Origin of the sequence: Propioniciclava soli (genome assembly GCF_014858005.1) — a bacterium.
Lineage (GTDB): Bacteria > Actinomycetota > Actinomycetes > Propionibacteriales > Propionibacteriaceae > Propioniciclava > Propioniciclava soli.
In genome coordinates this window covers 39,594-52,207 of record NZ_JACYOT010000009.1, presented here as the reverse complement: position 1 = coordinate 52,207, position 12,614 = coordinate 39,594, and the positions used below count along the sequence as shown (strand labels likewise).

Below are 12,614 nucleotides of genomic sequence, written 5' to 3'. Positions count from 1 at the left end.
CGGCAAGGGAGCGACGTGCGTGTCCACGAGAGCGGCGCTACGCCCGGGGAGTGCCGTGCGCGGCGTCCCCGAGCAGGCCCTCGATGACCTGGGCGACGCCGTCGGCGTCGTTGGTCAGCGTGACCCGGTCGGCCGCCGCGAGTGCCTCGGGGGTGGCGTTGCCCATCGCCACGCCGACGCCCGCCCAGCGCAGCATCTCGACGTCGTTCACGTTGTCACCGAACACCATCACCTCGCTGGCGTCGATGCCGAGGTGGGTGCACACGGACGCCAAACCGGACGCCTTGGTCACGCCCTCCCGGGCGACCTCGAGGAAGGGGGCGCCCGAGATGGTGGGGTGGCAGCCCGGGACGGCGAGTTCGCGGGCGGCAGCCAACAGCGCGCGCGGCTCGACGTCGTCGTGCTTGAGCACCAGCTTGACCGACCCGGCGGCCAGGACCTCGTCGAGGTCGGCGAAGCGGTGGACGACCTCCCACGCCGCACTCTGGGCTCCCGGATCCTGCGGGCCGGAGTAGCCGTGCTCGGCGAGGTAGGTGTTGCCGCCGTCGCGCACCGAGACGGCCCTCACCCCGGGGAACCGCGCCCGCATCGCCTCGACGAGGGTGCGTTGGGCGTCCACGTCGAGGATCTCCTCGAAGAACAGCTCACCGGTCGACAGGTGCATGGCGACCGACCCGTTGCTGCCGATCGCCGGCCCCTCCAGCGCGGTGCCGCGCACGAGGGCCGCGATCGAGTACGGCTGGCGTCCGGACACGGCCGTGACCACGATGCCGGCCTCGGACGCCGCCAGGAACGCCTCGCGGGTGCGGGCGCTGATGGTGACGTGGTCGCTGTGGACGAGGGTGCCGTCGACGTCGGTCGCCAGGAGTCGGATCACGGCCTCAGGCTAGCGGTTGGGGCGGGGGCGTCCGGACGGGTGGCGGCGGAGGGGAACCGGCGCGGGGTCGGCGTCCCGACCGTCAGCCGACCGCTCGCCGCCCGGAGAACGCGCGGCCCAGGGTGACCTCGTCGGCGTACTCCAGGTCGCCCCCGACGGGGAGGCCAGAGGCCAGCCGCGACACCGTGATGCCGGTGTTGGCGAGGATGCGCGACAGGTACGTGGCCGTCGCCTCGCCCTCGAGGTTCGGGTCGGTGGCGAGGATGACCTCGGTGATCACCGGCGCGCTCAGGCGGCGCAGCAACTCGGCGATGTGCAGATCTTCCGGCCCGACGTTGTCGATCGGGCTGATCGCCCCGCCGAGCACGTGGTAGAGCCCGCGGAACTCGCGGGTGCGCTCGATGGCCTGGACGTCCTTGCTCTCCTCCACCACGCACACCAGCGACTGGTCCCGGCGCGGGTCGCGGCAGACCCGGCAGGTCGCCTCCTCGGCGATGTTGAAGCAGATCTCGCAGAACCGCACCTTCTCGGTGACCTCGCGCAGCGCATCCGCGAGCCGGGCCACGTCCTCCCGGTCGGACTGCAGGATGTGGAAGGCGATGCGCTGGGCACTCTTCGGCCCGACGCCGGGCAGGCGGCCCAGCTCGTCGATCAGGTTCTGGATCGGCCCTTCGTACACGCGTCAGAAACCGAGACCGGGCGGCATCGGGGGCATGGCCGCCGACGCGAGGGTCTGCACCTGCGTGGACGCGTCCCGGATGGCGGCGACGATGAGGTCGCCGAGGGTCTCGGCGTCCTCGGGGTCGATGGCCTTGGGGTCGATCGTCACCTGCGTGACCTCGCCCGTCCCGCTCATCGTGACCACCACGAGGTCGCCCCCGGCGCTGCCGGTGACCGTCTGGTTGGCCAGGTCGGCCTGGGCGTTGGCCAACTGCTCCTGCATGGCCTGGGCCTGCTGCAGCAGCGCGTTCATGTCGAACCCGCCGCCCTCGGTGTTGAACATCGACATGGCTGTCACTCTCCTTGGTTCTGCTGTGTGGGGATCAGCTCGGTGGGGATCAGCACGGTGGGGTTCGGCTGTGGGTTCATCGTAGGCGAGGCGTGTCCGAAACCTGCGGTCGTGCCGGTCGCGGATGGCCTCACGGCGTCTCCTCGGCGATCAGCTCGGCGCCCAACTGGGTGGCAAGCAGTTCCTCGCTGCCGAGCGGTTCGGCGTCGAGGTCGGCGTCGTCGCGCGAGGCCGTCTCCTCACCGTCGTCCTCCGCCACCGGGCCGGGCTGCATCGCGGTGATGTTCTGGCGCGCCTGGGCCGCACCTTCGCGCTGCGCCCGCTCCGCCCTCGCCCGCCCCGCCTGATCCTGCTCCGCCCGGGCCTGCTCCGCCTGGGCCTGTTCGGCCTCGGCCTGCCGCGGCGTCGGCTGCTCCGGACGCGGTGGGGCCGCCTGGGCGAGCGTGGACGACGGCGGCTCGGCGTCACCCGCGATCGCCTCGATCCGCGGCGCGATGCCGAGCACCTCCAGCACGGCCTCGCGAACGATGTCCATGCTCCCGCCCCGCCCCAGGCTCTCGCGCGCGCCGGGGTTGTCGATGCTGAGGGTCAAGACGTCGTCGGCGAACGCGTGCACCTGCGCGTTCTCGCGCAGCACGATCCACGTCACCCGCCGCCGGTTCTTCACCGCGTCGAGCACCTGGGGCCACATGGAGCGGATGTCGGCGGTCGAGACCGTCCCGGGGTCGGACGCCGCCGCCTCCGCGCGCACCAGGTTGGGTTCACCGTCCCCACCGGTGGGTGTACCCGACACCGGCGGTGCGTCGGCCCGGGCAGCAGGCTGCGCGGCGGGCCCGTCGGCGGAGCCGGCCGACGGGCCGCTCGGATCCGCCCACGGGTCCTCAGCCGCCGGGCGAGACGGCTGGGCGTCGGCCGCCGGGCGAGCCGGCGCCGGCTGGGCGTTGGTCGTCGGACGGGCCGACGCCGGCTGGGCGTCGGTCATCGGGCGAGCCGGCGCCGGCTGGGCGTCGGTCCTCGGCCGGGGAGCGGGCGGCGTGGGTTCCGGCTCGGCCGAGGGGGCCCGGCTCGCTGCCCGCTCCGCGGGGGGCGCCGAGCTCGGCTGCGGCGAGGTGGGCTCGACCGCGGCGGACTCCACCCGCTGGGCGCTGGTTCCGGCGGCCATGTTGAGGCGACGCTCGACGCGATCCAGGCGGGCATGAATTCCGCGGGCGTCCACGTCGGCCCCCGGCAACAGGACGCGAGCGCACATCAGCTCGAGGTGCAGGCGTGGGGCGGTGGTGCCACGCATGTCGGTGAGGCCCTGGGCGATCACCTCGGCGGCCCGCGTCAACTCCCCGGCCCCCATGCCGGCGGCCTGGGTGGTCAGGCGTTCGGCCTGGTCGCCGGCGACGTCGACCAGGCCGGAGGCGAGGGCGTCCGGCACCGCGGCGACGATGATGAGGTCACGCAACCGGCGCAGCAGGTCCTCCGCGAACCGGCGCGGATCCTGCCCCACCTCCATGACGCGGTCGATCGCCGCGAACACCCCTTCGGCGTCGCCGGCGGCGAAGGCGTCCACGATCTCGTCGAGCAGGCTGTCGGGCGTGAAGCCGAGCAACGCCGTGGCCTGCGCGTACGTCACGCCCTGCTCGCCGGCGCCGCCCAGCAACTGGTCGAGCACGCTGAGCGAGTCACGCACCGAGCCGGCTCCCGCGCGAACCACCAGGGGCAGGACGGCGTCCTCCACCCGCACCCCCTCCGTGGCACAGACCTCGCCCAGGTAGGCCGAGAGCGTCCGGGGCGGGACGAGCCGGAACGGGTAGTGGTGGGTGCGGGACCGGATGGTGCCGATCACCTTCTCCGGCTCGGTGGTGGCGAAGATGAACTTCACGTGGGGCGGCGGCTCCTCGACCACCTTCAGCAGGGCGTTGAACCCGGCGTTGGTGACCATGTGGGCCTCGTCGATGATGTAGATCTTGTAGCGGCTGTTGACCGGGGCGAAGAAGGCCCGCTCGCGCAGGTCGCGAGCCTCGTCGACGCCGCCGTGGGAGGCCGCGTCGATCTCGATCACGTCGATGCTTCCCGCTCCGCCGCGCGCCAGATCCCGGCAACTTGCGCACACCCCGCACGGCTTCGAGGTGGGACCCTCGACGCAGTTCAGGCACCGCGCCAGGATGCGGGCCGACGTCGTCTTGCCGCACCCCCGCGGGCCGCTGAACAGGTAGGCGTGGTTGACCCGGTTGTTCTCCAGGGCGCGCTGCAGCGGCGCGGTCACGTGCTCCTGGCCGATGACGTCGGCGAACGTGTCCGGGCGATACCGGCGATACAGCGCCAGCGGCGCCTCGGGGCGGGACTCCCGTTCGGACGCCGCCGGGGCCACGGGGGCGGGCGCCTGCGCCGCTGCCGGGGCGGGCGCCTCCGCCGCTGCCGGGGTGGGCGGCTGTGCCGCTGCCGGGGGCTGCGGCTGCGCGTGCGGAATCGCGGGCACGGCGTCCGGATCGTCGTCGTCCTCACCGTCGTCGGGGTCCGGCGGCTCAATGGGGATCTCGTCCATCGTGTCGTACTCGACGTCGGTCTCGGGGTCGTCGACCGCTTCCGGCTCGGTGGGCAGGATCAGCTCGTCGGGCTCCATGCCGAACAGGTCGGGGCCCTCCTGGTCGAAGGGCACGAGCGCGGGCTCGGGGGCGCCCCCCTCGTCCCCCTCGAACAGATCCAGCGGTTCATCTACCACGCAGGCCACCTTACGGGGAGGCACCGACGTTTTTTCACGCACCTCCCCACCACCCTGGGGAGTCCTCCCCATGGCGGCACCGGCCGAGTGGGCCCTAGCGTCGGTGCCCAGGAGGTGAGCCCCATGACGATGGTCGGAGCCGACGTGTCCCAACTCAGGGCACTCGGCAAGCAGTTCGGCGACACCGGGCGGCTGTTCGAGCGCACGGGCGTGGACCTGAGCGCTGCGCTCGCCCGCTCCGCGTGGACGGGGTCGGACGCCACCCGCTTCCGTTCGGAGTGGGCCACGCGCCACCGACCGCGTCTTGGCGAGGCGGGCGATCTGCTGGCCGAGGCAGGGCGCGCGCTGGTGGCCGAGGCCTGCGAGCAGGAGCAGGCCAGCGATTCCGGCGGCACCCTCGGCGGGGGCTCGTGCGGGGACGGTTCGCCGTCCGACCCGGGCGCACCCCTCGACCGGGGCGGCCCTGGCGAGGGACCAGCCGACCTGACCGGCATCCTCGACCACGCCGCAGTCGACTGGGGCTTCTACGGGGTAGATGTGGCCAGCTTCCTGGGCGATGCCGTGCTCGATCCGCTCGCGCAGTGGTACGGCCGGGCCGGCGACCTCATGCAGTCGGTCAGCCTGGTCAACGCCATCAGCGGCGCCACGGACCTCGACGACCTCCCCCAGGCCCTGGCCCACGCCGACGAGCTGGCGGAGACGGGGTCGCGCCTGGGAGCTGTGTCCGACGTGCTGGACACGGTGGGCGACGTTGCCGGCGGCGTCGGCATGGTGCTCGACGGGGCGTCGTTGATCGACAACATCGTGGACGGTGACGGGTTCGGCGCCGCGGACGACGTCATCTCCCTCGGCCTGGGGGCCGCCGGGTTCCTCTTCACCGTGGGCACCCCGGTCGGCTGGGCCGTTGCCGGCGCCGGCCTGCTGTGGGGCGGAGCCCAACTCCTCTCCGGCGACGTGCCGGTGACCGAACGCATCGCGGGTTGGTTCCGGTGACCCCACCCCAGGGGCATTTGGACCCGAGGAAATGGCGCCATGGCGCCATTTCCTCGGGTCCAAATGCCCAAAGCTGCGCCCCCGACCCTTCCCTCTCCCACTTAAGGTGAACACCGTGACCGACGCACCCGACCGCTTCTTCGTCACCGACACCGAGCTCGTCCAGCTCCTCGGCATGACCCCGGGCGACCCCGCCGCCACCAGCGCGCGCGCCCTCGGCCTCGCCGATCATCTCGAGAACGCCGACCTGCGCCGCGCCGGCATCCAGTCCCTCCTGGTGCGTGGCCTGGCCACCCTCACCGACGGTGACCGGTTGGACGCCGTCGGCCCGGCCCAGGTGGTGGGCGCCGTGCTCGGCCGCGCCACGGACTGGCTGGCCTTCGCCGTCGAGGGCCCCAACGTACGGGCCCGGACCGTGCTCGCGTCCGCCCCGGTCGGCGCCGTGACGATCGCCCTCGGCCCGGTCGGCGTCCACGAGGTCGCCCCGCTGCGCCCCGACATCCCCCTGACCGAGCCGCTCAAGCTCCTCATCGACGCCTACGCCGCCAACGACGCGATGGAGCGTCCGCTGGAGGTGCGGGTGCGCCGCAGCCAGGGTGCGGACGCCGACGACGTCTTGTTCACCATCGACGCCGACGGCACCTGGTCGATGCCCCGAGGTCGTCTGCTGACCCACACCGGCACGGCGGCTGAGGTCTGGCCGCACGTGCTGGCGGCCGTGGCCGAGCCCCAGGCCTGATCCGTGGCGCAGGAGACGTACCTCGGCAACGCCCAGGCGCACCTCGCCCTGCTGCGCGCGGAGTACCTGCGCGCCTGGGTGCTGGTCGTCTTCGTGCTGGGCTACGGCGCGCTGGTGGCCGCCCTCGGGCTCGGCCCGATCCGGGCCGTGGGCGTGGTGTTCGGCGCGTTCGGCGTCCTGCTGCTCGTGGTGCTGCTCGCGAGCCGGCGCCGCTACCACCCGGAGACCCTGCCCAACGGGCTGGTCCGGCCGCGCCGCCGCGGCCTGAACTCCGACCGGGGCTCCTGGCTGCTCGTCGCGGGGTCGGCGGTGCTGGTGGTCGCCGCGCTGGCCGTGGTGGTGGGCACCGGCGGCGCCGACCTGGCCCTCCTCGGCGCCCTCGTGCTGGTGCCGGTGTGGCTGGTCGTGCTCGTCAGCGCCCTGATCGGCATCCGGACGCGAGCGCGCGGCCCGGAGCTGCTGGCTCAGTTCCTGCAGGAGCGGCCCGGCGTCGCGGCGCAGGTGGAGCAGTTGCGCGCCCACTGGCCGGCCGACGCGCGCATCCCCTTCTCCTGAGCCTGCGCCGCGGCCGGGTGTGGGGCGGCGGCTCAGGCGTCCGGGGCGTCCTCGATAAGCTGGGCGGCCGTCTCGCTGTCGGTGATGAGCACGTCGAGCCAGTGGCCACGCAGCGCGCCCCGGATCGCCGGCAGCTTGCGGAGCCCACCGGCCGCCACCACGCGCCGGGGGATGCGGCGGAGCTGCTGCTCGCTGATGCCGACGATGCGGCCGTCCAGGTCGGCGTCCACGGGCCGGCCCTCGGCGTCGAAGTAGCGGGCGCAGATGTCGCCGACGCCCCCCTTGTCGCGGATCTCGTCGAGCAGGGCCCGGGGCACCACGTTGCCGCTGTCGCGCAGCAGCGGTGACGGGTCGATGGAGCCGAGGCCCAGCAGGGCAACGGTCAGCTGGTCCCAGACGTCGACCACCCGGCGGATGGCCGGGTCGGCCATGATCACCTCCCGGGCCCGGCCGTCACCGACGATGCCCGGCGTCTGCAGGAACAGCGGCTCGGCGCCCGTCGCGCGCGCCAGGCGGTCGAGCAACAGGGTCGCCTGCGTCTGCACCGCCGGGCTGCCGACGCCGCCGACGAGCTGCACGACGTGATCCGCGACCGGCTCCTTGAAGGGGCGCAGGTGCCGCGTGGCACCCAGCCAGGTGGCGCTCCAGGACGAGAGACCGATGGTCTCGGTGGGCAGCAGCGACGCCATGAGGTAGTCGGCCGCCGCCAGCCCGAGGTCGTTGGTGATCGCCTGCTCGCTCTCCCGCGCCTCGACGATCAGGCACTCCGCGATGCCGAACGTCTTCTCGATCGCGCCCTCCAGCGCGGTGAAGACGCCGGGCGGGGGCTGCACCAGCGTGCGGACGATGCCGGTCTGCACCGCGCTCTTCAGCAGCCGCGACACCCGCGACTGCGAGATGTGGAGCTCCTCGGCGATCTCGGTCTGCTTGCGCCCCTCCTCGTGGTACATCCACGCGACCTTGGTGACGAGGCGCAGGTCGACGCCCACCGCCGCACCCGCACGCCGTCCCAGTGTCGGCCTGTCCATCGCACCTCCCAGCCCCGGCGACCCGGGGAAAGCGTGCCCATCTTGGCACGCGCCCCGCCGGGGAGCGACGTGACCCAGCCGGGCGAGCTCCGCTCGGCCGCGGCTGCGGGGCGGGCAGAGCCCGGTCAGGAACCCTTGACGGCACCCCACCCACCCCCTAGCATTAAAGAATACTCAGTGTTGAATATCCATGCAGAGGTGATCGTGCGCGTCCCATCCATCCTCGCGCTTGACCAGGGGACCACCAGCAGCAAGGCGCTCGTCGTGACGCCCTCGGGGCGCGTGCTGGGCACGGGGTCCTGCCCCGTCGGGATCGGTTCGCCCCGGCCCGGCTGGGTGGAGCAGGACGCCACCGAGCTCGCCCACAGCGTCGAGGTCGCCGCCCGCCGGGCGCTGGACGAGGCCGGCACCGTCGACATCCTCGGCGTCGCGATCTCCAACCAGCGCGAGTCGGTGGTGGCCTGGGACGCCCGCACCCGCGACGTCGTCGGCCCCATGATCTCGTGGCAGGACCAGCGCGGCGACGCCGCCTGCCGCGCCCTCGCGACGCCCGCCACCGAGGCCCTCGTCCGGGAGCGATCCGGCCTCGAGCTGGGCTCGATGTTCTCCGCGTCCAAGATCGCCTGGTTCGCCCAGCACGCGGATGCCGGCGCCGACCTCCGCGTCGGCACGGTCGACACCTGGCTGCTCGACCGCCTCACCGGCGGCGCGACGTACGCCACCGAGGCCGGCAACGCCTCGCGCACCCTGTTGCTCAACGTCGCCGGACTGGCCTGGGACGCCGAGCTGTGCGGTCTGTTCGGGGTCGACCCCGCGATCCTGCCCGAGGTGCGCCCCTCCACCGGCCCCTGGGGCACGACCCGCGACTTCGCCGGCCTCCCCGACGGGACGCCCATCCTGGCCGTGCTCGGCGACAGCCACGCCGCGCTGTTCGGCCACTGGGCCCTCGAGCCCGGTGCGGCCGTCGGTAAGGCCACCTACGGCACCGGGTCGTCCATCATGCTGCCCGTCGACGACCCCGGCGCCCGTCTCGATGGCATCGCCACCACGCTCGCCTGGCAGGCCCCCGCGCCGTTGTGGGCGCTGGAGGGCAACATCCTCTACGCCGGCGCCGGCATGGACTGGTTGGCCCGCACCCTCGGCGTCCGCCCCGGGGCCGACTTCAGCGCGCTCGCCGCGGAGGCGTCCGGCAGCCGCAGCGCGGTGTTCGTGCCCGCGCTCAACGGCCTGGGCGCCCCCTGGTGGGAGGCCGGCGCGGTGGGCACGCTCACCGGGCTGGACGCCGCGTCCACCCGCGCCGAGATCGCCCGGGCCGGGCTCGAATCGGTCGCCCACCAGGTGTGCGACGTCGTCGAGGCCATGGATCCGGACGCCACCCAGCGCCAGCTCCACGCGGGGGGCGGGGCGACGGCGTCCGCCGCGCTCATGCAGATCCAGGCCGACCTGCTGGGGCGCTCCCTGTTGGTCTCCTCCCACGCCGACATCTCGGCGATCGGAGCCGCCGCGCTCGCGTTCGACGCCGCCGGCAGCCGCCTCGTCCCGGACGCCACCCTCGCCCCGCGTGTCGTCGAGCCCTCCGACGACTTCAGCGCCGACGACCGGCGCGCCGCCCGCGCCCGCTGGCGCGACGCCCTCACCCGGGCCGGCGTCCCCGCACCCAACGACCCTGCCACCACCACACAGAAAGAGATGACATGAGCTATCCGGAGTTCGGAGCCGGGCTGTGGAACTTTGCCACGTACGTCGACCGGTATGCCACGGACGGGTACGGCCCGCCGCGCGGCACCTTGGAGCAGATCGACCTGGCCGCCGAGGTGGGTGACATCCGCTGGGTGGACCTCAACTTCCCCTTCAGCGACGGGGTGTCGGTGGACGACGTGAAGGCGAAGCTCGCCGAGCACGGCATCCAGGCGATCGGCATCACGCCCGACATCTACCTGCGTGAGCACGCCAAGGGTGCGTTCACCAACCCCGACCCGGCCAAGCGCGCCTCCGCCCTGGCGATCATGAACGAAGCGGCCGACGTCGTGCGCGAGCTGGGCGCCAAGTACGTCAAGATCTGGCCGGGCCAGGACGGGTTCGACTACCCCTTCCAGGTCGACTACCACGAGCTGAACCGCCTCGCGGTCGAGGGCATGCGCGAGCTGGCGTCCGGCCACCCGGATCTGAAGTTCGTCATCGAGTACAAGCCGCGCGAGCCGCGCACCCACATGTTCTGGGGGTCGGCGGCCAAGACCATTCTGGGCATCCAGCAGATGGGGGTCGACAACGTCGGCGTCCTGCTCGATTTCGGCCACGCCATGTTCGGCGGGGAGTCGCCCGCGGAGTCGGCGCAGATGCTCATCGACGCCGGGCTGCTGTGGGGCATGGACGTCAACGACAACTACCGCGGCTGGGACGACGACATGATGGTCGGCTCGCTGCACCTCGTCGAGGTGTTCGAGTTCTTCCACGTGCTGCGCAAGAACGGCTGGGAAGGGGTGTGGAACCTCGACCAGTTCCCGTTCCGGGAGGACGCCGTGGAGAACGCCGCGCTGTCGATCCGGTTCCTCAAGGCCATCCACCGCGCGCTGGACGCCCTCGACGACGACGGCCTCGCCGAGGCCCAATCCCGTCAGGACGCGCTGACCGCCCAGCGCCTCGTGCAGGACGCCCTGCTCAGCTCGATGGCGGGTGAGCGATGAGGAGCAACTGGGAGTTCGAGACCCCCGTCCTCGGCCGCATCGGCAAGGACGCCCCCCGCGCGGAGGTGGTCGCGTTCCTGCAGCGCGCCGGCACCGAGCTGCGGCGCCGCGACCCGATCATGATCGACCACGCCGGCAACGGCCACATCGGCGGCGACTTCTCCATCGCCGACATCCTGCTGACGCTGCTGCTGCACGAGCTGAACGTCGACCCGGCCGATCCGCTGGCCGCCGACCGCGACCGGCTCATCCTGTCCAAGGGCCACACCGCCGGTGCGCTGTACATCGCCATGGCGCTGGGCGGCTGGTTCCCGCCGGAGGATCTCATGACGTTCATGGATCCCGGCTCCAAGCTGAACGGCCACCCGAACCGCCGCTACGTGGCGGGCGTCGAGGCGAACACCGGGCCGCTCGGCCACGGGTTCCCGATCGCCGTCGGCTCCGCGCTGGCCGCCCAGATGGACGGCTCGTCGCGTCGCACCGTGGTGCTGCTGGGTGACGGCGAGATGCAGGAGGGCTCGAACTGGGAGGCCATGATGGCGGCGTCCCACTTCGGCCTGGAGAACCTGACCGCCGTCGTGGACCGCAACCGCCTCCAGCAGGGCGCCGCGGTCGCCGACACCATGAGCCTCGAGCCGCTGGCCGACAAGGGCCGGGCGTTCGGGTTCACCGTCCACGAGATCGACGCGCACGACCACGACGCGATCCTCGACGTGTTCGCCGCCGGGCCGAGCGAGGGGCGTCCGACCCTGGTGATCGCGCACAGCCACAAGGGCCACCCGATCTCGTTCATGTCCGACAACGTCGCCTGGCACCACCACGTACCCAGCCCGGAGGAGATCGACGCGATCCTGGCCGAGCTCGACGAACTGGCCGCCCCGGCCGGACGGGAGGACTCGAAGTGACCGAGTTGTTCGACTGCCGCGACACCTACGCGGCCACGCTGCTCGACCTCGCCCAGACCGACCGCGACGTGGTCGTGGTCGTCAACGACTCCGTCGGGTCGTCGAAGCTCGGCGGCTTCCGCAAGGAGCTGCCCGACCAGATGGTCAACGTCGGCATCGCCGAGCAGAACATGGTGGGCGTCGCCGCCGGGCTCGCGAACGGCGGCAAGGTGCCGTTCGTGTCCGCCGCCGGCTGCTTCCTCTCCGCGCGCGCGATGGAGCAGGTCAAGGCCGACCTGGCCTACAGCGGCCACCACGTCGTGCTCGCGGCGCAGAGCCCCGGCGTCGCCTACGGCGGCCTGGGTGCCACGCACCACTCCATCGAGGATGTCTCCTGGATGCGCACGCTGCCCGGCATGACCGTGCTGGTGCCCGCCGATCCGGCGGAGACCGAGCAGGCGCTGCGCTGGGCCGTCGGCCACGACGGGCCGGTCTACGTCCGAATCTCGCGGGCCAAGGTGCCGGCCGTCCACCCCGACGACTACGCGTTCGCCCCGGGCAAGGCCACCGTGCTGCGCGAGGGTGACGACGTCGCCCTGCTGGCCAACGGGACGGTGCTGCACCGCGCGCTCGCCGCGGCCGACCTGCTGGCCGAGCGGGGAATCGCCGCCCGGGTGGTGTCGATGGGCTCGGTCAAGCCGATCGACGTGGACGTGGTGGTCGCCGCTGCCCGCGAGACGCGCGGCCTCGTCACGGTGGAGGAGGGTCTCGCCGCCGGCGGCCTGGGCGGCGCGGTGGCCGAGGTGCTCACCGAGCACGCTCCGGCGCGGCTGGTGCGCCTCGGCCTGCCGGACACGTTCGCGCCGACCGGTTCGGACGCCTGGATCCTCGACCACTTCGGCCTCGATCCCGAGGGCATCGCCGCGTCCGCGGCGACGCTGGTGGAGTGACCGGCTGCCCCGGCCGGGCTCGGCCCGGCTGGGGCTCATCCGGCTGAAACGCGACCGGCTCAGGACGTGAAAGAGCCCCCGCGCACCTGACAGAGCTCACTTGCCCTTGCTGCCTTCCGGCCCTGGGGGGGTTGGGCGAGGTACCACCGCGCGGGGACCCGACGGCCATGCTACCGGACGCCGCG

General features: G+C 73.0%; 12 protein-coding genes and 1 other RNA gene. 7 read left to right on the top strand and 6 right to left on the bottom strand.

Going from position 1 to position 12,614, the window contains the following annotated elements:
• Window positions 1-37 precede the first annotated feature (37 nt).
• From IFY26_RS11115 to IFY26_RS11100, 4 genes are all read right to left on the bottom strand, one after another.
• On the bottom strand, window positions 38-877 hold the full coding sequence (locus tag IFY26_RS11115; protein ID WP_232549072.1) for a Cof-type HAD-IIB family hydrolase: 840 nt from the start codon (window positions 875-877) through the stop codon (window positions 38-40).
• Between the two features lie 82 nt (window positions 878-959).
• Window positions 960-1,556 (bottom strand): recombination mediator RecR, encoded by a 597-nt coding sequence (recR, locus tag IFY26_RS11110; protein ID WP_232549071.1) that lies wholly within the window; start codon window positions 1,554-1,556, stop codon window positions 960-962.
• Between the two features lie 3 nt (window positions 1,557-1,559).
• A complete protein-coding gene (locus IFY26_RS11105) occupies window positions 1,560-1,880 on the bottom strand; it encodes a YbaB/EbfC family nucleoid-associated protein (RefSeq protein WP_232549194.1) in 321 nt (106 codons plus the stop codon).
• Between the two features lie 136 nt (window positions 1,881-2,016).
• Window positions 2,017-4,419: a DNA polymerase III subunit gamma and tau gene (locus tag IFY26_RS11100; RefSeq protein ID WP_416046573.1), complete on the bottom strand. Its 2,403-nt coding sequence runs from the start codon at window positions 4,417-4,419 to the stop codon at window positions 2,017-2,019.
• 300 nt (window positions 4,420-4,719) lie between these two features.
• Here IFY26_RS11100 and IFY26_RS11095 point away from each other — a divergent pair, with 300 nt between their 5' ends.
• The 3 genes from IFY26_RS11095 (at window position 4,720) to IFY26_RS11085 (ending at window position 6,883) form a co-directional block, all read left to right on the top strand.
• On the top strand, window positions 4,720-5,589 hold the full coding sequence (locus IFY26_RS11095; RefSeq protein ID WP_232549070.1) for a hypothetical protein: 870 nt from the start codon (window positions 4,720-4,722) through the stop codon (window positions 5,587-5,589).
• Between the two features lie 115 nt (window positions 5,590-5,704).
• The gene (locus IFY26_RS11090) at window positions 5,705-6,328 is read left to right on the top strand and encodes a hypothetical protein (protein ID WP_232549069.1); all 624 of its coding nucleotides are present in this window, start codon (window positions 5,705-5,707) and stop codon (window positions 6,326-6,328) included.
• A 3-nt stretch (window positions 6,329-6,331) separates the two neighbouring features.
• Window positions 6,332-6,883 carry a hypothetical protein gene (locus IFY26_RS11085; RefSeq protein WP_232549068.1) on the top strand — a complete coding sequence of 184 codons (552 nt, stop codon included), beginning with the start codon at window positions 6,332-6,334 and terminating at the stop codon, window positions 6,881-6,883.
• 32 nt (window positions 6,884-6,915) lie between these two features.
• On the opposite strand, the gene IFY26_RS11080 is transcribed toward IFY26_RS11085, so the two are convergent.
• Window positions 6,916-7,911, bottom strand: coding sequence for a sugar-binding transcriptional regulator (locus tag IFY26_RS11080; RefSeq protein WP_232549067.1), 996 nt, complete (start codon window positions 7,909-7,911; stop codon window positions 6,916-6,918).
• A 180-nt stretch (window positions 7,912-8,091) separates the two neighbouring features.
• Between IFY26_RS11080 and IFY26_RS11075 the strand changes: the two genes are divergently transcribed.
• The 4 genes from IFY26_RS11075 to IFY26_RS11060 are packed head-to-tail and all read left to right on the top strand — an operon-like array spanning window position 8,092 to window position 12,429.
• Window positions 8,092-9,609 carry an FGGY family carbohydrate kinase gene (locus tag IFY26_RS11075; RefSeq protein ID WP_232549066.1) on the top strand — a complete coding sequence of 506 codons (1,518 nt, stop codon included), beginning with the start codon at window positions 8,092-8,094 and terminating at the stop codon, window positions 9,607-9,609.
• Window positions 9,606-10,595: a sugar phosphate isomerase/epimerase family protein gene (locus IFY26_RS11070; protein ID WP_232549065.1), complete on the top strand. Its 990-nt coding sequence runs from the start codon at window positions 9,606-9,608 to the stop codon at window positions 10,593-10,595. Before IFY26_RS11075 ends, IFY26_RS11070 begins: the two co-directional genes overlap by 4 nt.
• On the top strand, window positions 10,592-11,500 hold the full coding sequence (locus IFY26_RS11065; RefSeq protein ID WP_232549064.1) for a transketolase: 909 nt from the start codon (window positions 10,592-10,594) through the stop codon (window positions 11,498-11,500). Before IFY26_RS11070 ends, IFY26_RS11065 begins: the two co-directional genes overlap by 4 nt.
• Window positions 11,497-12,429 (top strand): transketolase family protein, encoded by a 933-nt coding sequence (locus IFY26_RS11060; RefSeq protein WP_232549063.1) that lies wholly within the window; start codon window positions 11,497-11,499, stop codon window positions 12,427-12,429. Before IFY26_RS11065 ends, IFY26_RS11060 begins: the two co-directional genes overlap by 4 nt.
• Before the next feature lie 66 nt (window positions 12,430-12,495).
• Here IFY26_RS11060 and ffs read toward each other — a convergent pair.
• Window positions 12,496-12,592, bottom strand: an RNA gene (ffs, locus tag IFY26_RS11055) — signal recognition particle sRNA small type.
• Window positions 12,593-12,614 lie beyond the last annotated feature (22 nt).